This is a genomic window from Pseudomonas sp. LJDD11 (genome assembly GCF_024584215.1).
Classification (GTDB): domain Bacteria; phylum Pseudomonadota; class Gammaproteobacteria; order Pseudomonadales; family Pseudomonadaceae; genus Aquipseudomonas.
Genome location: NZ_JANJFL010000001.1, coordinates 208,499 through 230,202, shown reverse-complemented (window position 1 = coordinate 230,202; position 21,704 = coordinate 208,499). Strand labels below are relative to the sequence as shown.

Genomic DNA, 21,704 nt, shown 5'->3' with positions numbered 1-21,704 from the left:
GATGCAACAGCGAAACCTCTATGAACTGCGGGTCCTGACCGGCCTGCACCGCGGCGCCGCGCTGCCGCTGAGCGGCGACCAATGGTCGATCGGCTCGTCCAGCGGCTCGGACCTGGCGCTCTACGATCCAGGTATCAAAGACCGCCATTGCCTGCTGCGCCTGGTCGACGACACCTGGTCGCTGGCACGTGATGACGGCCCGGTGACCGACAGCGAAGGCCATAAGGTCGATGCCATCGAGCGCCTGGAACCCGGCACCCCGTTTGCGCTCAACGGGGTCTGGTTGTCGGTGACCAGCGCCAACACCGACTGGCCCACCGAAGACGAAGAACAGGACGCCGCACTGTTCGCCGACAGCCTGCTGGCCGCCGAACCCGAAACCCGGCCGCTGCCTGCCAGCGCGTTGCCCGCACGGCGTCCCCTGCTCGGGCCATTGCTGCTGATCGGCGCACTGCTGGTGTTCCTGGGTGTGGTGCTGTGGCTGTTCAACCAGCAGCCGCCGTTGCCGCCACCGGTCCAGACGCCGCACAAAACCGTGCTCAAGGACGCCGCAGCGGTTGAGAGCGTGCTGCACGGCATGCTCCGCGAACGCGAATTGCAAGACCGCATCAGCCTCAGTCAGGAGCAAGGCAAGATTCTGCTTAACGGCCGGTTCGACGAAGACGACCTGCTGCAGAGTGCATCGCGCCTGCTGGTCAACTTCGAACGTCAGTACAAGAGCCCGCTGCCGGTGCTCACCGCCCTGCCCTCGGCCACCGACAAGCTGCCGTTCAGCATCGTGCAGATCAGCAACAACCGCCTGCCCAACGTGCTGACCAATACCGGCCGGCGGATGTTCCTCGGGGATGAGGTCGATGGCGTGCGGCTGGTGGACATCAGCGAGAGCAAGCTGGTGTTCGAAGGTGAGCGGCGGGTCGAGGTGAGCTGGTGAGCCCGGCGCTTCAGGCGCGTCTGGACGACTGGCGCAACAGCCGGCTGGCACGCATCGCCAGCCCTCCACCGGTGGAAATTCTCGGTCGCATCGCCGGGGTCAGCGGCATCCTGCTGCACAGCAGCATGCCCCGCGCGCGGATCGGCGACCTGTGCCAGATCCGCCGCGCCGACGGCAGCGAAGTGATGGCCGAAATCGTCGGTTTCGACCGCCAGTACACCCTGCTCGCCGCACTGGGCGCGCTGGACGGGATCGCCATCGGCGCGCCGGTCAGGCCGTTGTTCCAGCCGCACAGCCTGATCGTCGGCGAGCACCTGCTCGGCGCGGTGCTCGATGGCTTTGGCCGCTCGCTTGACGGTGACGGCCCGTCGGCCTTCGCGCTGGCCGGCGCACAGGGCGCATTGCCGGTGATCCGCGACGCCCCAGCCGCCACCGAACGGCCACGCATCGAGGCACCGCTGAGCACCGGCCTGCGCTCGATCGACGGCCTGCTGACCCTGGGCGAAGGCCAGCGGGTCGGGGTGTTCGCCGGGGCCGGCTGCGGCAAGACCACCCTGCTCGCGGAGCTGGCGCGCAATACCCCGTGCCAGGCCATCGTGTTCGGCCTGATCGGCGAACGGGGCCGGGAGCTGCGCGAGTTTCTTGACCATGAGCTGGACGATGAACTGCGCGCCCGCACGGTGCTGGTGTGTTCCACCTCCGACCGCAGCAGCATGGAGCGCGCCCGTGCAGCGTTCACCGCCACCACCATTGCCGAGGGCTTTCGCCAACAGGGCCAGTCGACCCTGCTGATCATCGACTCGCTGACCCGCTTTGCCAGGGCCCAGCGCGAGATCGGCCTGGCCAGCGGCGAGCCGGCCGGGCGCGGCGGTTTGCCGCCTTCGGTGTACAGCCTGTTGCCACGCCTGGTCGAGCGGGCCGGGCGCACCCGTGGCGCGGCGATCACCGCACTGTATTCGGTGCTGATCGAGCAGGACTCGATGAACGACCCGGTGGCCGATGAAGTGCGCTCGCTGCTCGACGGCCACATCGTGCTGTCGCGCCGGCTGGCCGAGGCCGGGCACTACCCGGCGGTGGACGTGCTGGCCAGCCTGAGCCGGACCATGAGCAATGTCTCGGGAACCGAACAGCTGCACGGTGCCACACAGTTGCGCAGGCTACTGGCCGCTTATCAGCAAGTGGAGATGCTGATCAAGCTGGGCGAGTACCAGCCGGGCAACGATCCGCTGACCGACTTCGCCGTGCAGTCCCGTGACCGGGTCATGGCGTTTCTCCAGCAATCGCTGCGTGACCCGGTGTCGCTGGACGACACCCTGGACCACTTGATGCAGGTAATTGCCGATGTCCCACTCTGAATCCGATAGCCACGACCCGGCCAGCGATCCGCAACTGCAAAGCCTTGGCCAGACCCTCGACGTACTGGCGCCGATCCGCCGCCACCGGCTGACCCTCGCCGAGCAGGCCTGGCGTCGGCACCGGCAGGTGCTCGAAGCCCTGCGCCAGCGCCTGGACAGCCTGCACGCCGGCCTGCAACGCCTGCAGCACGAGTTTCGCCAGTCGCGCCAGGAGCAGCGCGAGCAGCATGCCAACCGGCCGCTGCCGCTCAGTGAGATGAACGACTGGCTGGCCGCCGAGCGCCAGGCCATGCGCCAGATCGAAGAACACCAGCGGCGGGTGAATAACCTGCAAGACGAACACCGCCAGCAACAGCAGTGGACCGAGGACAGCCACCAGGAACTGCGGCGCCGCCAGCGCGACGTGGAGAAGCTCGATTACCTGCTCGATATGACCCGGAAGGCCTCATGAACAGCCGCCCGGCCCTGCACAAGCCACAACCGCCGCGCACGCCCGAGCCGCGTGCCCGGCAGCCTGACAACAGCGCCCCCGCTACACCGCCAGCGTCACGCCACGAGCGCAACGGGCCGGCGCACAGCGATACCCGCCTGGACAGCGAGCTGTTCGAAAGCCTGCTCGACGCCTCGCCCGCCACCGCGACCTGGCTGAGCAGCGAAACAGCGCAAGGGTTCAACGAGCCCTGGCAAGACCACGAAAGACAAGGTGGCGGCGCCCCCGGTGCCGAACCTGCCCTGGCGTACTGGTGGGAGAGCCTGCTGGAAACCATCGAAACCCAACTGACTGCGCAGCAGCAGATCCCGGTCGAGGCGGTGCTGGAACTGCCGGTGCTCGGCCAGGTGCGCGTCCAGGTGGCTGACGATCGTGACGGTCTGGCGATCACCTTGCGCTTCGACGCCCCCGCCGCCTGGCAACACTGCCGCGAGACCGCCGAACACAGCCGCACCTGCCTCAGCGAGCGACTGTCACGCCCGGTGCGGCTCATCCTTGAACAGGCGGGCCAATGACATGAATGCCCATGTTCTGCACCTGCCGACCATGAGCCAGGCCGAAGCCTGCGTGCGCCAGCGGATCGGCGCCGGCCTGAGCCTGGCGTTCAACCTTGAAAGCCAGCCGGGCAGGCTTGACCTGCATCTGCTGCACGGGCCGGTTCAGGACCGTGACTACGCAGGTTTCGAGTGCGCCAGCGGCGCCCTGCGCCTGAGCGAGGCGCAAGCCCTGCTCGGGCTGCTGTCCAGTTGTCCGGCCCTGCTGCCGCCCAGTGACAGCGACGCCCAAGAGCATCACTGGTACTGGCAACTCTACAACCACTACCTCAGCGCCGAACTGCAAGCGCTGTTCGGCGCCCTGCAACCGCAGCCTGTGACGAGCCAGACCGGACAGCTGTGCGCGGTGCTGCAGGTGCGCTGCAACGGCTTGCAGGTCTGCGCCCGGCTGCAGGCCTCGGCGCCGACCCTGCTGGGCCTGCTTGAGCGCGGCCAGTGGCAACCGGCAAGCCCGGCGGCGGACTTCAACCTGCCGCTGGTCACCGCGCTGACCCTTGGCCAGTTACGCCTGACCCGCGCCGAGCTGGCCGGCCTGCGCCGCGGTGATGTGCTGCTCCCCGAGCAAGCGCTGTTCAGCCCCGAAGGCCGCGGCACGCTGCAACTTGGCAACTGGCGTCTGGGCCTGGCCCAGACTCCCGACCACCCGCTGTGTTTCACCCTGACCCAGATGGAGAGCCACCCCATGAACGCCCCGATCGACCACTTCTCTGCCGGCGACGCCGACCATCCGCTGCATTTTGAGCAACTCGACGAGATGCTCCACGACCACGAGGCGGCGCCCCAGCACGACATGGCGCTGTTCGACGACCTGGCCCTCAACCTGAGCCTGCGCGCCGGGCACCTGTCGTTGAGTCTGGGCCAGATGCGCAGCCTGGCGGTGGGTTCGGTGCTGACCTTCAGCGGCTGCGCACCCGGCCAGGCGATGCTGTACTACGGCGAGCGGGTGCTGGGGCACGGCGAGCTGGTTAATGTCGAAGGCCGCCTGGGTCTGCAAATTACCCGGCTGGAAGCGCTGCGGTGAATCTGCAGAATCTTGATCCGTTGACGATGGCGCTGTTTCTCGGCGCCTTGTCACTGGTGCCGTTGCTGATGATCATCTGCACGGCATTCCTGAAAATCGCCATGGTGCTGCTGATTACCCGCAACGCCATTGGCGTGCAGCAGGCGCCGCCGAACATGGCGCTGTACGGCATTGCCCTGGCGGCGACACTGTTCATCATGGCCCCGGTGTTCAACGAGATGGGCCAACGGATCAAGAAACTGCCCGAGCGCCTGGACAGCCTCAGCGCCATGGAGCATTCGGCGCGCCACGTGATCGAGCCGCTGCGCCAATTCATGCAGCGCAACATCGACCCCGATATCCAGACTCACCTGCTGGACAACACCCAGCGCCTGTGGCCCAGCGAGATGGCCAGCCAGGTCAAGCGCGACGACCTGCTGCTGATCATTCCGGCGTTCGTGCTCTCGGAGCTACAGGCCGGGTTTCAGATCGGTTTTCTGATCTACGTGCCGTTTATCGTCATCGACCTGATCGTGTCGAACATCCTGCTGGCCCTGGGCATGCAGATGGTCGCGCCGATGACCATTTCGCTGCCGCTGAAAATTCTGTTGTTCGTTCTGGTGGACGGCTGGACCCGCCTGCTCGACGGGCTTTTCTACAGTTACCTGTGACAGCGAGGCCGCATGGATACCCTGACACTGTTCAAACAGGCCATGCTGCTGGTGGTGGTGCTGTCTGCCCCGCCGCTGATCGTGGCAGTGATCGTCGGCATCATCACCTCGCTGCTGCAAGCGGTGATGCAACTGCAGGACCAGACCCTGCCGTTCGCCATCAAGCTGGTGGCGGTGGGTGTCGCGCTGGCCCTGACCGGGCGCTGGATCGGTGTGGAGCTTATCCAGTTGACGCAACTGGCGTTCAGCATGATCCCCATGACGAGGCACTGAGATGTTCGAGCCCGCCTTCAAGGAGCTGAGCGAGTCGGTGCTGGCCCTGACCATCGGCATGGCCCGTTTGTACCCATGCCTGTTCCTGATCCCGGCCTTCGCCTTCACTGAACTCAAGGGCATGTTGCGCCATGCCATCGTGCTGGCGCTATCGCTGATGGCCATGCCCGGTATCCGCCATGTGCTGCAAGGCCAGCAACTGGACTGGCTGGACCTGACCGCGCTGATGATCAAGGAAAGCGCGATCGGCCTGCTGCTGGGGGTGCTGCTGGCCATGCCGTTCTGGCTGTTCGAGGCAATCGGCTGCCTGTTCGACAACCAGCGCGGGGCGCTGATCGGCGGGCAGATCAACCCGGCACTGGGCGACAACACCTCGGAACTGGGGCACATGCTCAAGCAGGTGATGATCCTGCTGATGGTCATGGGCGGCGGCTACGCCAGCCTGACCCAGATCATGTGGGACAGCTACCTGGTCTGGCCGGCCACCCAGTGGGCGCCGCTGACCGGCGCTGAAGGCTTCGAAGTGTTCCTTACGCTGGTGGCCAGCACCTTGCGCTACATGGTGCTGTACGCCGCCCCCTTGGTGGGGCTGTTGCTGCTGATCGAATTCGGCATGGCGATCCTCAGCCTCTACAGCCCGCAACTGCAGGTCTCGACCCTGGCGATGCCGGCCAAAAGCCTGATCGGCCTGCTGTTTCTGGTGATTTACCTGCCGATGCTGATGTCGCTGGGCGAAGGCCGCCTGGCTGAGCTGAGCGACTTGCGCCACCTGCTGCCGGTGCTGCTCAAAGCCCCCTGACCCCGGAACACGCCCGCCATGAGCGAAAAAACCGAACAGCCCACCCAGAAAAAACTCCAGGACGCGCGCAAGAAAGGTCAGGTCGGACAAAGCCAGGACGTACCCAAATTGCTGATTTTCGCCGCCTTGATAGAGCTGATCCTGGCCTTGGTCGACAGCGGCATGCAGCGCCTGAAGGGCCTGATGCTCCTGCCGCTGAGCCAACTGGACCGGCCCTTCGCGGCCGCCAATGCCGAGGTGTGGAGCAAGGCGGCGCTGGAGCTGTTGCTGTTCATGCTGCCGGTGCTGGGTCTTGCGGTGGTGATGCGGCTGGTCGGCGGCTGGATTCAGTTCGGCCCGCTGTTCGCCCCCGAAGCGCTGAAACTGGATTTCGAGCGCATCAACCCGATTGGCCAGTTCAAGCAGATGTTTTCCGGCCGCAACCTGTTCAACCTGCTCAACAGCCTGTGCAAGGCGATCTTCATCGGCCTGGTGCTGTACTGGGTGCTGCCGCCGGCGCTGGGTGACCTGATCGGCCTGGCCCGTACCGATCTGGACAGTTACTGGCGCGCGCTGGTCGAGCTGTTCACCCGCCTGTCGCGGATCTGTCTCGGCCTGCTGCTGGTGCTGGCGGTGGTGGATTTTGCCTTGCAGAAGTACTTCTTCATCAAGGGCCAGCGCATGAGCCACGAAGACATCCGCAAGGAACACAAAGAGGTCGAAGGCGACCCGCACATGAAGTTCCACCGCAAATCGCTGGCCCGCGAGCTGGTCCAGCAGCCCGCGACTGCGGCACCGGCCAGAGCGCCGGTCGAAGAAGCCGACATGCTGCTGGTCAACCCCACCCACTTTGCCGTGGCGCTGTACTACCGCCCCGAAAAAACCCCCTTGCCGCGCATCCTGTGCAAGGGCCAGGACGCCGACGCCCGCGAACTGATCGAACGCGCCCGCAAGGCCGGCGTGCCGGTGGTGCGCTTCGTCTGGCTGGCCCGTACCCTGTACCGCGAACAAGTCGGCCAGTTCATCCCGCGCCCGACCCTGCAGGCGGTGGCCCAGGTGTACCGGCTGCTGCGCGAGCTGGACGAACAGGCCAAGGGTGAATTGATTGATATGGCGCAGCATCCGCAACCGTAATGCCGATCAGTCCAGGCCAACGCGGTCCGGTGAGAGGCCCCCCTTACTGAGGCCCCATCAGGCACAAATCCTGTAGTTGGCCGATACCTCGATGGGAGATTTTATGGTCTTGGGCAAGCCCTGCACATTGTCTATGGCTGTTGCACAACAGCAGATTCAGTGGTCTTACCGGCCCCTTCGCCAGCAAGCTGGCTCGCACCGGATCAGAGTCATGCCGGCTACTTGAGCCCGACCCGTACCCGGTGGGAGTTGGCTCAGCCGACGAAAGCGTCAGTACCTTCTCAAGCGAATTTGAGTCGCGCTCAATGACCGCTTGAATGATCGACAGCAGGGCCTGGCAACCTGCGGGAACCAGCCAGCCGGGGGCGCCACTCAGGCTCAGGAAAATTCCTTGTTTTTCCTCTGAACCGGAGAGCCACATGCCCCCATCAATCCAGAACACCCCGACGGCTGCCCAGCTCCATGGCCCGCAGACGGTCGGCCATAACCCGCAAGGTCTGCAACAGCAGGCCAACCAGCCAGCGACCCAGCGCGCGTCCACCTCGCTGGCTCAGCTCATGCGCCAGTCATCAGGGCCGCTGCCGTCCTTGACTCAGGATGTGCAGGCGACGCCACGCCAAGGTCCGGCGGCCAGCCCCGGAGCCCTGCTCACGGCAGCGCTCGACCCGGAAGATGCGGCGGTGCGCGCCGCCGTGCAGGCAACCCGTGGTCCGGGAGCCAAGCTGCGTGGCGCCGATGGCTTTGGCCGCTCGCTACCGGGCAGTGAACGCAAATCCTCGGCCTCGCCTGGCGATGCCGGCGCCAGCACATCGCGCAGCGAAGCCAGCGCCGCACTCCCCGCCAATGCGGTACTCGATCGCAGCCAGGCCGGGCGTTTTGTCGGCCTCGATGGCCAGATCGAGCGTATCAAGCTGCCGCCGTTGCCGGTCAGTGATGTAAGCCTGGATGCCAAGGGCCATGCCAGCTTCGAGCACTTTGACCCGCCGGCACTCAAGGACCTGTTGCAAAACACGCTGGGGCAGGAAGGCAAGACGTATCTGGCCCACAACCGCACCGAACAAGGCAACAAGCAGGTACTGCTGGAAGCCGATGGTCACCTGTTGCACCTGGAGCAGTCAGATACCGCCTTGGTGGTGATGCGCAGCAGTGACGGCCTGGCTCTGCCGGCTGGCAGCAAGCCCGGCAGCGTCGAGTTGTTCGGCAAGGACCAGAGCATGGGCCTGAAGGGCGATGAAGGCCCTGGCAAGACGCTGCCGGACAAAGCCCTGCTGGCGCAGGTCAGCGGTGTCTATCAGGACCGCGACGGTCAGCAACTGCGCCTGCACGATGACAAACTGCAACAGCTGCACCCCGCCACCCGCAGCTGGAGCCCGGTGCCGCAAAGCGCCGGGCAGAAATTCAGCGAGCTGACCCACGGCGGCAATGGCCAGGTCTACGGGCGCAACAGCGACACCTTGATCGAGCTGTCCGGCGACAAGGGCCGGCATATGCATCTGCCGGGGCTGACCGCGCACTCGGTGGCCGCCGACGGCAGCGTGGCCATGCTGGCTGGCAAGGACACCCAGACCGTGCAAATTGGCAAGATGGGCGATGCCCAGCCGCTGCAAGTGACACTGCAACTGGACGGTGGCAAGGCCGAAGCCGCCCATGTCGGCCTGAGCCGCGACCGGCTGTTCGTCACTGACACCGAAGGCCGGCTGTACAGTGCCTCTCGCGAAGCGCTCAAGAACACCGACGGCGCTTTAAAGCTGCAACCGGAAACCGGCTACCAGCCGGCTGGCGGCAAGCTGGGCGCCCAGCACCAGGTGACCGGTTTCATGAGCGGCGCTGACGGCCAGTTGCATGTGCAGGTCAAGAACAATGCCGGGCAAACCCACTCGCACACGCTGGATGAGCAGAGCGCCAGCCTCAAGAGCGGCTGGAACCTCAGTGACGTGATCGTCATCGAGAACAAGCGCGGCCTGCCGGTTGCCAAGACGCCGCCCAACGAGAGCATTCACAACCTTGAACGCGGCGGCAGTATCGGTCTGGTCGATGGGCGCATTCAGAAATGGGACACCGCTACCCAGGACTGGAAAGACACCGGCCTCAAGGACATCGACCGTCTGCAGCGCGGCACCAACGGCAGTGCCTTCGTGCTCAAGGAGGGCAAGCTCTCGCACCTGAAGGTCGAGCCGGACTACGCGAAAAACCCGTTCAATTCCCACCACCAGCTGACCCAGGCACCGCGCTCGACCAAGGTCGAAGTCGGTGATGAACTCAAGGGCCTCGATGACCGGGTGATCAAGGCGTTTGCCGCCGTCACCGACAAGCAGTTTGTCGCCATGGATGACAGCGGGCGCATGACCGCTCACCAGGACAAACAGGACCCCAATGAGCTGACCCGTCAGGGGCTCAATGGCGAGGTCGCCCACCTGGCGCTGGATGCCGACGGCACGCTGCATGCCCAGACCAGTAACGGCGAGCTGTACTTCATGGCCAAGGACGATTGGCAGGCCAAACCGCAGGAACGTCCCGACGCCAAGTGGACGCGGATGCCGGTACCGGGCAAGGTCGAGACCCTGCGCACCGAGGACGACAACAGCATCAGCGTCAAGCTCAAGGAGAGCCCGCTCAGCAACGGCCAGGACACCTTCAATCTCAAAGGCAAAACCTGGTCGCCGATGGAGCCGCGCCCGGTCGATCCCAATGCCCTGCGCGAACTGTTCGACCGTCTCGACAATGGCACCGCGCGCTGGAAAATTCCGTTTACCGGCGGGACCGCCACCGCATCAGTCAATCTGCTGGGGCGCAATGGCATGGAGCAGTCGCACAAGTCCGGCACCATGGACTTCATCCGCGCCCATGTGTTCAAGCCGAGCCTGGAAATACCGCGCCCGCTGCAGAACATGGGTGACTATGCCCAGCACCTGTGGCAGGGCCGCGAGGGGCTGGGCGATGTGTATAAGGCTCAGGCACCGCTGTTCAAGCAATTGAGCGAAATCGACACATCGACCACCGCGCCCGCCGCCGGCCACAACCTTAAAGACCGCATCGCCAGTCTGGAGCTGGGCAGCGAAGGCAAAACCCTGGTTGACGAGCTGCAGACCTTCCGTGAAGACCTGGAAAAGAGCGCCCACGGTACGGTCATGCATATGGGCCGGGAGAAGAAGCTGCTCAACCTGCACGGCGAGTTCAAGGAGGGCCTCAAGGACAAGCCACCGTCTGCGCCGCGTGACAACGATTTGATCACTCTGGCGAGCACCACCCTCGACAAGCTCGCGCCATCGCAGGACAACCCGACCGGCAAGCTGCTGCAAGACTTGAAGGGCAAGGGTATGACCCTGTCGCACATGGCCGTCGACACCCCGGCCGATCAGCGCCGCGACGGCGGTAACCATCTGCAATTAAGCAAGGCCCGCCTGGCGCTGGACATCGTGACGCTCAAGGGGCTCGATGAGCTGGTCGACAAGGCGCAGAACCCGCCACCCGGCACCGACCCGGCCGCGCATGCCAAAACCCTCAAGGCCGGGCTGGAGCAGTTGCGCGACAAGACCTACGGCGAGAACCCGATCAAGCAGGTCACCGACATGGGCTTTTCCGGCCACCGCGAGCTGGAAAAAACCTATAACGGGATCAAGGCATTCCTCAATGGTTTCAACGACCCGCAGCACGCCATCAGCGTCAATATGCGCGCCGCCACCGGCAGCGCCGACCAGGCGCAATTGGCCGCCACCCTCAAGGATTCGCTCAAGCGCCTGGAGCACCCTGACGATGAGCTGGCGATTTCGCGCAATTACGGGATGACCGTCAGTACGCCGTTCTTCAACCTGGCGAAACTGGCCCCTGGTCCCTGGCCCGCAGGCTCTGTGGACGGCACCCGCAATTACGCGCTGATGGCCGAGCGTGGCGAGAAAGGCGTCGAGGTGTACATGTTTCACGAAGGCGCTGGCACGCTCAACGCCGGCGTCGGGGCCGGTGAAAACTTCCTGCCCAATATCACCAGCGCCGACCAGCTCGCCAAAATGACTGCAATAGACACTGGCAATGACCGGCGTGGCGCGTTTGCCTTTCGGTTTGGCGGCGATGTGACGCTGTCCGACAGCAAGACCCAGCGCACCGGGGTGGCCTTCACGGTGCCTGACGAGAAGATTGATCGGTTTGTCGACGATCTGTTCGGCGGCAAGCTCAAGCCCATGGATATCCTTAAAGAGGCCAGCAACCACAAGTCGCACCACATGAGCCGCAACAACTTCGAGGTCAACGCCAGCGCCACCCTGGAGGCCCGTCTGCAACTGGGCATTACCGACAAGGACAGCAAACCGCTGACCGCCGCGGCGCGCTTTGGGGCCGGGGTCACGGTCAACGTCAACCTGGCGACCCACACCAAACAGACCCTGAGCCAGGAAAACCCCAAGGAACGCCTGGATGAAGAGTCAAAAAACCGCATGCGGTTTTTCAACAGCCTCAAGGGCAATGTCTTCGGCCGCGCCCAGCTGGCCGGCAGTAACACCCAGGCCGCCCCAGCCCCCGGCGCGGCCCCGTCATCCCAGGCAATCAACAACAGCATGGGCCTGACCGCCACGCTGGCGGCAGACTCCAAGACCACCAAACGGGTCAAGTTCAAGTACGAAGAGGCCACGCCACTGAGCACCGAGGACGTGACCAAGCTCTCGACCAGTCTGGAAAAGGCGTTCAAGGACAAGGCTTCGCAAACTGAACTGACCCGTCTGGCCGACGGCAAGCAGCCGATGTACTCAGGCGCTGACGACAAGGACAAGGCCCGCTTGCAACTCAAGGGGCTCAATGATTTCTTCGCAAGCAAACCGGCGCACAACGACGATCAATACGCGGCCCTGCGTGACCTCAAGCGCGCCGTGGCGCGCCAGGATGCCTCGCTGGAGCGCCATAGCGTGCTGGCCAACGCACGCTTCGAGAGCAGCTACACCAACCTTTCGCGGCTCGACGAACAGAGCGTGGCGTCGAAGATCCTCAGCGTGGTCAATCCCCATCACGCACCGAGCAACGCCGAGAACGTTGCCAAACTGCTCGATCAGGACCCGACCCTCAAGTCGATCCTCAAGGACCTGCAGAACAGCAAAGGCACCCTGGCCCGCGTGCGCCTGGAGCCCAAGGACTCGGTGATCGACCGGATCGACCAGGGCAGCCGCGACGGCAGCCTGACCCAGAAAGAACTGAGCAAGCTGCTCGAAGACCGCGACAACATGCGGATCAAGGCCATCACGGTGTTCAAGTCCGCCGCGCAAACAGATGGCTTCACCACGCCGCTGCCGATCTTGAGCGGCACCAGCAGCACCTCGGTGGGGGTGACCAAGGTGGTCGGCAAGATCAACTTCAACTACGGCGAAGATCAGGACAAACCGAAAAACTACTTCGTCGACGGTGACCTGGCCCGGCCCTCGAAAACCCAAAGCGACCTGGCCCAGGCGCTGAAGAAGGAGGGGCTTGAACTCAAGAGCTGACCCGGCTGTGCATCCCTTGTTCGCGGCATCGGCCGCGAACAAGGCTTTACCCCCCGACATCCTCTGGAGCTTTCGCAATGAACGCTGCTTTTTACCCCCTCGACGACTTCCCTCCCCTGGCCAGGCTGGCCGATCACTGCGCGCTGATCCAGCGCGAAGTGGCGGCGCTGCAGGCCCCGCTGCTGGACATCGACCGCACCGACAAACCTCACCAGCAAGTGCACGCCGAACTGGACGAACATCTGCGCCAGGGCGGCAGCTACGGCTGGCTCAAGGGCTGGGGCGCGGCCGGCGGCAATCGGGACTGGACCCAGTACCCGCTGCTGTTTCAGGACACCCCGCTGGCGCCGGCGCTGGCCGCCCTGCCGCAGACCCTGGCCTTGCTGCAGACCCTGGACGGCATCAAGGTGGCGTCGCTGGCCCGGCTCGCGCCGCACAGTTTTCTCAGCACCCATCGCCACCCGGAGATTCGCGCCGAGGGGCTGCTGCAGATGCACCTGACCCTCAGCGCCGCCAGCGAGGCCAACTATGCCTACCTCAACGTCGCCGGCCAGTTTCATCAGCACCAGGCAGGCAGTGCGGTGATCTTCGACGGCTCGCAGGATCACTTCGTGGTCAATGCCAGCCAGGCGCCACGGACCATTTTGTACCTGGAGTTCAACAAGGCCCGCGCCGGCCGCTGAAGGAAGTCGCCGGTTAGCGCTGGCGACAGATCCACAACAAAAAAAACGGGCTCATCCGAGCCCGTTTTGCTGTTGCCTGGTTGCCTGGCCGCTAGCCTTGACGCTTTGCCGACGCTTCCAGCAAGCGGTCAGTCAGCAAGCGGACGATCCAGAACGCGGTCAGCGAAGCATCGCCGCGCAAGGGGTCGGTTCCGGCACTGCGTTTGAAGTCCGGCTCCAGGCTGTCGATGTAGTGGTCCAGATCGAAGCGCTCGCTGGCCCGTTGCCCCGGCCGGTCAAGCGCTGCCTGCAGGCGTTGGCTGACCAGCCCGATGGCGTTTTCCAGAGCCTGGCGCTGGTGCGCGGTGACGTAACCGCCACCGCGTACCAGTGCAGCCCAAGAGTTCGGGGTCGACAACTCGCGTGGCTGCGCTGGGGTCATCTTAAAGCTCCTTGTGATTGGTCGATCCTGGCAGTTTGCTGAAGGCATTCTGCACGTTGTTCAGATCGATGTTCTTGGTGGTCAGGTTCAGGCCTTCGCTGTCGCTCTTGACGAAGGAGAACTTGCCGTTCTCGGCGCTGATGTTGCTCAGGTCCAGGTTCCAGTTGCCCTGCTGGCCACCGTTGGTGCGCATGAAGGTGCCGAAGTCATTGACCTTGAAGTTGTCGACCTTCACGTTGGCGTCGGCATTGAGCTGGAAGACCTTGTCGTTGGCGCCCTGGGCACTGCTGTTGGTGATGTTCAGATTAGTCACCTTGGCACCGCCCTCACCCTTGACGGTCAGGGCATCCTCACCGACGTTGGTCCAGTGCACGTTGTCGACGTTCACGGCTTTCTCGTTGCCGGCCCGTACATGCACGCCGTCGGCGGCATTGTCACCGAACACAACGTTCTTCAGGGTGGCGCCCTCGGCCAGCTCGAAGATCGGCTTCTGGCCTTCGCCTTGTCCGCCATCACCCAGGCTTGGCCCGGCGGTGAAGGTCTTGCCCTGGCCATCGAAGACTTCGCCCGGACCAACCTTGATAGTCTGGTTGACCACGGTCGGGCTGCCCGAAGCGGTCGGGAAGCTGACCGGACCGGCCGCGCTGCTGCCGCCGGCGGCAGGTGCGCCCGGTGTAGCGGTGGCGCCCGGCGTGGCCGTTGCACCTGGGGTTACGCTGGCGCCTGGAGCAGCGGGAGCAGCGGGAGCAGCGGGCGCGGCTGGAGCGGCGACACTGCCACCGCCGCCGCCCCCTTCACCACCGCCACCACCAGCGCCCGCAGGAGCCGCCGGCATCGATGGCGTGCTGACCGGCGCAGCACCACCGCCACCGCCCGCGCCGACCGGCGAAGCCGAACCACCACCACCGCCGCCCGCGCCGCTGGCTGGCTGGCCGAAGGTTTCCGGATGGCTGTCCATGAACTGGCCAATCATCTCCAGCAGTTCCTTGAGGCGGTCATCCTTGGAGATCTGCCCGCCGCCATCGGCGGTCGGCGAAATCGAACCGTTCAGCGAACCGCCACCGAGGCTTTGCATCAGGGTATTGACCAGGTCCTCGATACTGCCCGAACCTGAACCGCCACCTTGCGCACCGCCCAGACCCTGGCCACCGCCAAGTCCCTGCCCGCCACCAATACCACCGGCACCCTGACCACCGCCCAGCCCCTGGCCGCCACCGATGCCCCCCGCGCCCTGGCCACCACCGCCCTGGCCAGAACCACCCAGGCCGCCTTCGCCGCCCTTGGCCGAATCACCGGAGCCGCCGAGGATTTTTTCGAACAGCGCCATCAGGATCTGGGTCAGCAGTTCCTTGGCCGAGTCACCGCCTTCGGCAGCCGGGCCTTTACTGTCGCTGCCACCACCGGCACCGCCTGCGCCCTTGCCGCCTTGCAGCGACTCCAGCAACGAGCTGATGTCGCTCTGATTCGACTGGCTGGCCGAACCGCCGCCCTTGCTGCCGCTGAGCAACGCCTCGGCCAGAAAACCGGCCAGGTCTTCCAGCGACGACTGGCCGCCCTTGCCCGCCCCGGCAATACCGGTGGAGGCCAGTGACTGCGAAGCGCCGATGCCGCTCAGCCCACCCAGTGCTCCTAGCCCGCCGCCTTGGGAGAATCCTGCAATGCTTGATAAATCTGCCATGTGCTGCCTCGCTCCATCGTTGAATGTGACCGGGGGCGTCAACCTGCCGCCTTGCCGGTAGCCCCGCCCCGAACCCTGCTGCGGGTTCTGCTGTAGAGGGGCTTGCGGCTATGTGGCAAACCGCCCCTGAGCAGTTCCCGCAAAATTTCGGCACCTCTAAAAACCTGGGCGAGGCCGTCAACGCGAGCCGGCTTTCTACGCAGCGAAGACGCGCGTAGCGCCATAGGCGCCCAGCCAGCAGCCAGTTTTTAGAGGTGCCCTTTCACGCCAGCAAGGACGCGTACTGGCTGCGGGTCTGGCGCAACTGTTCGGTAAAGCCGGTGACCAGGTCACAGAACTGTTTTTCGTCGAGCGTGGAGAGTTCACGTTGGGTGCACAGGCAGACGTTCTGCTGGTCCAGAGACAGCCAGCAGCCGCGCAATTTCGACACATCGAAGTTGATGTTCAAAAGATGTTGCAAGTTTTGCGGACTATTACGCAACAGGCCCAGGCGGGCATGAATGATCACATTATCCGAGTGGTCAGGAACTTCAATGATCGCCGCCTGGCGGCGATCATTGTCGTACAACGCGCAAACCCCGTTGTTGAGGGTCAGCGCGATACCGAGCATTTCACTTAAACGCGCCAGATACAATTGCACGTTACGTTGAGCGTGGGTCATTGGAGTGTCCTTCTGTCAGACGCAGCGCATAAAGGCGCCACAGCAAACAGTGCGTGGACAATTAGCGGTTAAAGTTCCAGCGCAACAGAACGCGGTCAGTGCCTGAAACCCGCCAATACCAATAATCGGTCGATCAGCCGTTGCAAATCATTGTCACTGCGATAATCGCCCGCCAGTTCGTGCCAGACCACAAAGCGCTGCTGGCTGTCGAGGCACACGTAATAGCCTTCGTACGCCTCAATGCTCTCGAAACGGCGCCTGAGCGTGTCGGAAAACAGATTGGGACGCTGCGCCCGGCGCTCGATCGATAGCGCCAGCCCCCAGCCAACACTGGCGTCGTCATGGATGAAATCAACACCTGGCGACCATTGCCAGGTACTTGAGCGACCTTCCCGAATGGTCACGAAGAAGTCCCGTTGATCGGCGCTACGCAAAATCGTTTCAGTCATTCACAGGCACCGTGCTATAGGCAGCCGCGCCGTTGCGCAGTGCAGGCGACCACCAGACTTTCAGTTCAGAACTATTGGCGTCAACCTGCTGACAAGCCTCCGTTAAACAGGACTTTTCGGTTGACGCACACGCACTAATAAACACCGTGATAATAAACAAGGCAAGTCGTCGCACGTTGTTCATTGTCATTCCTCCCTTTTTTCCGACAGTGAGCCTATGCAGGTTAACGATAGGGTGACTCTAAAAATCAGGCGAGGCCGTCAGTACCAGGCAAACAACGGTCGGCGCGCGCTGGACTTTACCGGTTGTAAATGAGCATCACGCACGTGCCTGTTTTAACCCAGCGCTGACAACGCCGGTAGTTTTAGAGCTGCCCGCTAGTTCCGAGCCATCCTTGATAAAAACCTTGCAACAGTAACGTCATTACCGCACGCGGCTTCAGCCCCCCTCAGGGCGGGAGTATTGAAACTCTCACCGGTTTTTCAGGTACTGCAATCGTGGCCGCCGGCCGCGTGGCGACAAAGACTTCAACCGACTCACCGGGCTGCAGACTGGAGGCAGGCCATGCGCTGGCAGCGAGTGCCTGACTCGCTGAACATGAAGCCAGAGAAAACACCTGGGGTCTTGTACCGATGTTGCGTACCACGCCGACGCTGATTTCGAAACCGTTACCGGAAAACCACTGGCCGCGGGCGGTGTCGATCGCAAACGAAGCGTCCACTGTACACAGGTCGCGCAAGGCGGCACCAGATGATGACGATTTGACACCATCGGGAATACGTCCTTTCACCAGCTCAGCGAACGTCGTCGAGAGCGTCGCACGCATCTGTTCCCGACTGTCTGGGCGCTGGCGCCCGAGCGCCTTGTCCAGCGTGGGGCGATCCTGGCTGGCCACATAGCGGCCCGGGTCGACCTGGTCGCCGACCAGTCGCGGGGTGAGGATAAACAACCGCTCGCGGCGCGAGACCGACTGCCGGGTCGATGAGAACAACTTGCCCAGCACCGGCAGATCACCGAGCACCGGCACCTTGTCGTGCTGCTCGCCGTTTTCATCGACATGAAAGCCGCCAATCACCAACGAACGGTTTTCGGCCACCACAGCCTGCGTGCTGACCGTGCCGCGTTTGACATCCGGCGTCCGATCATCGCGCACCCGCTCCAGTTGCCCGTCTTCGATATCGACAATCAACTGAAAGCGCTGGCCGGTGCCGCCGGAGATGGTCCGCGGCACCACTTGCAGGCTGGTGCCGGCCGTCACCGGCTGGACATTGGCAACCCGCTCACCGGTGGTGGTGATGTAGGCGGTGCGGCTGAAATCGATCACCGCCGGCTGGTTCTCCAGGGTCAGCACCGATGGCCGGGCGATCACCGAAGCGGCGCCCTGGCCTTCGAGCGCACGAATATCGGCAAAGAAGCGCTGGAAATCATTGATGAACAGGGTCGAGGAACCACTGGTCAACAACGAACTGCCGAAGTTTACGGCACCCGCCTGAGCCGACCAGTTCGACTCTAGGGCTGACAGCTGGGTACGGTCGATGTCGAGAATGATCGCATCGATCTCGACCAGGTTACTGGGCCGGTCAAGCTGCTCGATCAGTTGCTGATACATCTCCCGCTTGTCCGGGTCGTCGTAGATCAGCACCGCGTTGTTGCGCACATCGGCCACCACCCGACGATTGCCGCCTGCTTTGGCCGGACGGCTGCGCGAGGGCTCGGCGGTGCGCTCGCTGGCCAGGTTGACGATCTTGCTACGGGCCAGATCGGCCATGCCCTGCATGGACTGAATATTGGTCATCGGGTCGGCCGACACCGGCCCACCCGCTGGCATGCGCTGGGTATCGAGCATCTGTTCAAGCAGGGCCGCGACGCCGGGAATGCTCACCGACTCGTCGCGGTAGCGGATCTGCCGGTCAGCCACAGCGGCGTAGCGCAAGGGAAACATCATGACCTGGTGTTTTTCTTCGGTCTTGCGCTTTTCCTTGCTGAAGCTGCGGATCAATTCGATATAGCGCGGCGGACCGCTGACCAGCACCACCCCTTCATCGGGCATCTCGCCCCAGCCGAAGCGTTTGTCGAGCAGGCCGATATCGGTCAGCGCCTGTTTGAGGTCCGGCGCGGCATCGGCCGACACTTCCAGCCGTTCGGACAACTGCGCAGCTTGGGCACTGACATACAGCTTGCCGTTATAGAAAAACCACTGGAACTGGTGCTCGAGCGCCAGTCGGTCGAGAAATTCCTGGGCATTGGCCGAGCGTATCCGCGCATCTACCACGCCACTGACGCCACGGATATCCAGGCCCACACCGAACGAGCCGGCGAAGTCATTGAGCACCTTCGACAGCGGCGTCTGGCTCGCCTCATAAGCATAGGAGGCCTCGCGCCACTCCTCCGGTACCGCAGCGAGCGCTGCCGGTGCCTGACCGAACCACAGCGCCGTACACAACAACGGTTTTATCCAATGCCTGAACACAGGTTGGCTCCCAGTGAGAATGGATGGACAACACGTCGTGGCGCAGCCGGAGTGCGCGGCAGCGCAGCCTCGAGCATCGAGGCCCAGACGTCGCGCTGATTGGCCAGCGCTTCAATGACCGCAAGCAGCGCCGGCGAGTCAAGCTGGCGCTGATGCTGGACCAGGCACAGGCCACGGGTTTCAGGGTCCAGCGCCAACGCCCCGCGAAAACGCATGCGGCTGGCGGCCGACAGCTTCAAGGCACTGACCAGCCCGGCCTCGTCACCGCGCCACGCCGTAGCCAGAGGCGCAATGAACGCCAGCCCGCTGCCACAGCGGCGCACCCGCATCAGCTGCTCATCGACCTGCAAGGCGAGCTCAGCATCACCACCGTCCAGCCAGCGCTCGACAGTGGCAATCAGCTCAGCGGATTTCATTCAGGATCGCCTTGGCCAAGTTGTGCTTGACCACGATCTCCTGGTTAGCCGCCCAACTGGCGGTGGACGCCTGACGCATGGCCGAGTTGAAGGCATGCCAGTCATCAGGCGAGAAAGCATCCAGATTCAGCGCGGCTGTATCCAGGTCTTTCTGGGTATGTTCAAAGTTGGCATCCAGGCGACGCCGCAGTGCATCGGAAGACAGCATGGCAATACTCCTTGATCCGGGTAACTGGGCAGTGAGTGGCGCAAGACCGGGTTTGGTTCCATGCCCGGCCGATGACCGGTCAGCACAGCGCCCTGCTGACGGGTCAAGGCAGGACGTGTTGCACCAGGCTGTGCCAGTCCAGATTGAATTCGCCGCGCTCGGTGCGCAGGCTCAACGCATCGGCGGCCAGACGCGGATCGCCCTGCAGGCTCCAGCCCTCACGGCCGCCGTGCTGCAGGCAGGTCGCCAATTCCTCAAGCCGCTCGGGGTGACAATGCAGACGCGCCAAAGGCTCGTCCGGCTGGGCGCTGAGCAGATGCCCCAGCACCGCCTCGATCCGTTGCAGCGGCGGCTGCTCGTTCAATACCTGCTGCACAGCGGCGCTGACCAGTTCGCGAGCGACCTCCAGCACCGCGGCTTCGCGACGCTGATGCTGGTCGCGCAAGTCTTCAAGCAGTGCCAGGGATTGCTCGAGCACTTCGGCCCGCGCCTGCTCCTCGGCCTGGCGGCCCAGCAGCAACGCTTCGCTGCGCGCCTGGTCGAGGATTTGCCGGGCTTGGGCCTGGGCCTGCTGCACCAGTTGTTCGGCCAGCCGACAGTCATCGAACAGTTCACGAGGCAGCAGTGACCCGGTCACCGTATGCCGGTCGCCGGGAAAAGTCAGGGTACGGCGGGTCAGCATGACCATCTCCTCAATCAGTCAGTTGCCCTGGATACCTGCCAGCTCAGCGCATGCCATAAGGCCCGCAGGCGTGCATGCGGAATCTGCTCGACCGCCAGTTGTTCGGCTGCCTGCACGGCGTCACGGGCAAATTGCAGGCGCAGACGTGACCACAGGGTTTCTCCGGCCCAGGCACGCAACAGGCAAAGGCCGGCGGCTTCGGGCCCTGCGCCATACCACTGGGCCGGCAGCCATTGCCCCGGCTGCAACGCCTGGCCCAGCCGCTGACACCAGCGTTGCGTGCGCTCATCCAGTCGATGACGTCGACCACCGCTGGCACCGGCACACACTGCCACGCACAGTTCGAACACCCGCTGCCACTGCTCGGCATCGAACGGTAACAAAGGCAGCAGCAGTTCATCCGGTGGCGGAGGAACACTGGCGGTCATGCCCATGCAACGGTCAGCCAGCGCCGCATCGCGTTGCAGCATCAGTGTCAGGGTTGGCTGGTCGAAATCAGCCGTGGCGGGCAGTTGCCAGGTTTCATGGGCTTGTCGCCAGCCCTGGGCCCACCAGCGAACCCAGCTCAGCGCCTGTGGCGCATCCGGGGTCATCGCTCAGCCCCTTGAGTGGCGCCAGCCGCTTCGGGACGTCGCGACAGCCGCTGCAACCAGCGCGGGTTGAGAGCAAACAGGCCGCCAAGCAGCAACGCGATACCGAACGCTGACAGACCAAGAATCCATTGCCAGAACTCCAGGCGCTCACGGGTCAGCTCAAACGGCCCGAGGCTGACCCGTTCGACGGTCTGCCGGTACTCCTGAGAAGGCACGAAGACCACCGCAAGTTTCTTGTCATCAGCGCCGGCCATGCCCGGAATACTGCTGGCGACCATGCGCCGGATACGCGGCAAGACGCTGTCGGGTTCCATGCCGTCGCGGTGCTTGATAAACACCGCGGCCGAGGCTGGCTGTACAGGTTCGCCAGGGGCGATGCGTTCGGGCAACACCACATGCACCCGGGCCACCACCACGCCGTCGATCTGCGAGAGTGTCTGTTCCAGCTCCTGGGACAACGCATAGATGTAGCGGGCACGCTCTTCGAGCGGCGAAGAGATTACCCCCTCCTTGCGAAACACCTCACCCAGGCTCGAACGCGAGCGGCGCGGCAGACCGACCGCCTCCAGCGCGCGTACCGCCCGGGAAATGTCCTGCGCCGCCACCAGTACCGACACCGAGCTTTTGTCCAGGCGCTTGTAGGCACTGATGTTCTTGTCGGCCAACTCGGCCATGATCTCGTTGGCATCCTGCTCGGTCAGGTCGCGATGCAGTTCCATACGGTCACCACAGCCGGCCAGCGCCAGCACTACCGACAACAGGGCGAGCAGCCTGATTACCTTGGGATACATAGC

At 63.9% G+C, this 21,704-nt stretch carries 21 protein-coding genes; 11 read left to right on the top strand and 10 right to left on the bottom strand.

The genetic code is table 11. The features are described 5' to 3' along the window. The first annotated feature begins 1 nt into the window (after window position 1). The 11 genes from NRB16_RS01055 to NRB16_RS01005 all read left to right on the top strand — a co-directional run bounded on the left by NRB16_RS01055 (window position 2) and on the right by NRB16_RS01005 (window position 13,331). Window positions 2-931 carry an FHA domain-containing protein gene (locus NRB16_RS01055; protein WP_253111462.1) on the top strand — a complete coding sequence of 310 codons (930 nt, stop codon included), beginning with the start codon at window positions 2-4 and terminating at the stop codon, window positions 929-931. Then, on the top strand, window positions 928-2,286 hold the full coding sequence (locus tag NRB16_RS01050) for a FliI/YscN family ATPase (RefSeq protein ID WP_373568416.1): 1,359 nt from the start codon (window positions 928-930) through the stop codon (window positions 2,284-2,286). Before NRB16_RS01055 ends, NRB16_RS01050 begins: the two co-directional genes overlap by 4 nt. Further along, window positions 2,273-2,737, top strand: coding sequence for a type III secretion protein (locus NRB16_RS01045; RefSeq protein WP_045493024.1), 465 nt, complete (start codon window positions 2,273-2,275; stop codon window positions 2,735-2,737). The genes NRB16_RS01050 and NRB16_RS01045 overlap by 14 nt, the downstream gene beginning before the upstream one ends. Then, a complete protein-coding gene (locus NRB16_RS01040) occupies window positions 2,734-3,291 on the top strand; it encodes a type III secretion system HrpP C-terminal domain-containing protein (RefSeq protein WP_257105253.1) in 558 nt (185 codons plus the stop codon). Before NRB16_RS01045 ends, NRB16_RS01040 begins: the two co-directional genes overlap by 4 nt. Window position 3,292: 1 nt before the next feature. Next, window positions 3,293-4,351, top strand: coding sequence for a FliM/FliN family flagellar motor switch protein (locus NRB16_RS01035; RefSeq protein WP_045493030.1), 1,059 nt, complete (start codon window positions 3,293-3,295; stop codon window positions 4,349-4,351). Window positions 4,352-4,377: 26 nt separating this feature from the next. After that, window positions 4,378-5,001, top strand: coding sequence for a type III secretion system export apparatus subunit SctR (gene sctR, locus NRB16_RS01030; protein WP_373568421.1), 624 nt, complete (start codon window positions 4,378-4,380; stop codon window positions 4,999-5,001). A gap of 12 nt (window positions 5,002-5,013) precedes the next feature. Continuing rightward, a complete protein-coding gene (gene sctS / locus NRB16_RS01025; RefSeq protein WP_045493033.1) occupies window positions 5,014-5,274 on the top strand; it encodes a type III secretion system export apparatus subunit SctS in 261 nt (86 codons plus the stop codon). A gap of 1 nt (window position 5,275) precedes the next feature. Beyond that, on the top strand, window positions 5,276-6,073 hold the full coding sequence (gene sctT / locus NRB16_RS01020; protein WP_045493034.1) for a type III secretion system export apparatus subunit SctT: 798 nt from the start codon (window positions 5,276-5,278) through the stop codon (window positions 6,071-6,073). Between the two features lie 18 nt (window positions 6,074-6,091). Then, entirely contained in the window at window positions 6,092-7,186 is a 1,095-nt protein-coding gene (gene sctU, locus NRB16_RS01015) for a type III secretion system export apparatus subunit SctU (protein WP_045493035.1), read from the top strand. 419 nt (window positions 7,187-7,605) lie between these two features. After that, a complete protein-coding gene (locus NRB16_RS01010; protein ID WP_257105252.1) occupies window positions 7,606-12,648 on the top strand; it encodes an AvrE-family type 3 secretion system effector in 5,043 nt (1,680 codons plus the stop codon). 77 nt (window positions 12,649-12,725) lie between these two features. After that, window positions 12,726-13,331: an aspartyl/asparaginyl beta-hydroxylase domain-containing protein gene (locus NRB16_RS01005; protein ID WP_045493037.1), complete on the top strand. Its 606-nt coding sequence runs from the start codon at window positions 12,726-12,728 to the stop codon at window positions 13,329-13,331. 91 nt (window positions 13,332-13,422) lie between these two features. On the opposite strand, the gene NRB16_RS01000 is transcribed toward NRB16_RS01005, so the two are convergent. From NRB16_RS01000 to sctJ, 10 genes are all read right to left on the bottom strand, one after another. Next, on the bottom strand, window positions 13,423-13,752 hold the full coding sequence (locus NRB16_RS01000) for an HrpW-specific chaperone (protein ID WP_253111450.1): 330 nt from the start codon (window positions 13,750-13,752) through the stop codon (window positions 13,423-13,425). Between the two features lies 1 nt (window position 13,753). After that, on the bottom strand, window positions 13,754-15,430 hold the full coding sequence (locus tag NRB16_RS29425) for a pectate lyase (protein WP_306456335.1): 1,677 nt from the start codon (window positions 15,428-15,430) through the stop codon (window positions 13,754-13,756). Window positions 15,431-15,692: 262 nt separating this feature from the next. Further along, window positions 15,693-16,091: a type III secretion system chaperone gene (locus tag NRB16_RS00990; RefSeq protein WP_045493042.1), complete on the bottom strand. Its 399-nt coding sequence runs from the start codon at window positions 16,089-16,091 to the stop codon at window positions 15,693-15,695. 95 nt (window positions 16,092-16,186) lie between these two features. Continuing rightward, the gene (locus NRB16_RS00985) at window positions 16,187-16,540 is read right to left on the bottom strand and encodes a hypothetical protein (RefSeq protein WP_045493044.1); all 354 of its coding nucleotides are present in this window, start codon (window positions 16,538-16,540) and stop codon (window positions 16,187-16,189) included. Window positions 16,541-16,989: 449 nt separating this feature from the next. Continuing rightward, window positions 16,990-19,011, bottom strand: a complete 2,022-nt coding sequence (gene sctC / locus NRB16_RS00980; RefSeq protein ID WP_257105251.1) for a type III secretion system outer membrane ring subunit SctC — start codon at window positions 19,009-19,011, stop codon at window positions 16,990-16,992. Continuing rightward, entirely contained in the window at window positions 18,993-19,427 is a 435-nt protein-coding gene (locus NRB16_RS00975; RefSeq protein WP_045493046.1) for a type III secretion system chaperone, read from the bottom strand. Before NRB16_RS00975 ends, sctC begins: the two co-directional genes overlap by 19 nt. Continuing rightward, window positions 19,414-19,635: a serine kinase gene (locus NRB16_RS00970; RefSeq protein WP_045493049.1), complete on the bottom strand. Its 222-nt coding sequence runs from the start codon at window positions 19,633-19,635 to the stop codon at window positions 19,414-19,416. The genes NRB16_RS00975 and NRB16_RS00970 overlap by 14 nt, the downstream gene beginning before the upstream one ends. Before the next feature lie 103 nt (window positions 19,636-19,738). Further along, on the bottom strand, window positions 19,739-20,317 hold the full coding sequence (sctL, locus tag NRB16_RS00965) for a type III secretion system stator protein SctL (RefSeq protein ID WP_257105250.1): 579 nt from the start codon (window positions 20,315-20,317) through the stop codon (window positions 19,739-19,741). Between the two features lie 14 nt (window positions 20,318-20,331). Continuing rightward, on the bottom strand, window positions 20,332-20,910 hold the full coding sequence (locus NRB16_RS00960; RefSeq protein ID WP_045493053.1) for a hypothetical protein: 579 nt from the start codon (window positions 20,908-20,910) through the stop codon (window positions 20,332-20,334). After that, the gene (gene sctJ, locus NRB16_RS00955; RefSeq protein WP_045493056.1) at window positions 20,907-21,701 is read right to left on the bottom strand and encodes a type III secretion system inner membrane ring lipoprotein SctJ; all 795 of its coding nucleotides are present in this window, start codon (window positions 21,699-21,701) and stop codon (window positions 20,907-20,909) included. Before sctJ ends, NRB16_RS00960 begins: the two co-directional genes overlap by 4 nt. Window positions 21,702-21,704: the final 3 nt, after the last annotated feature.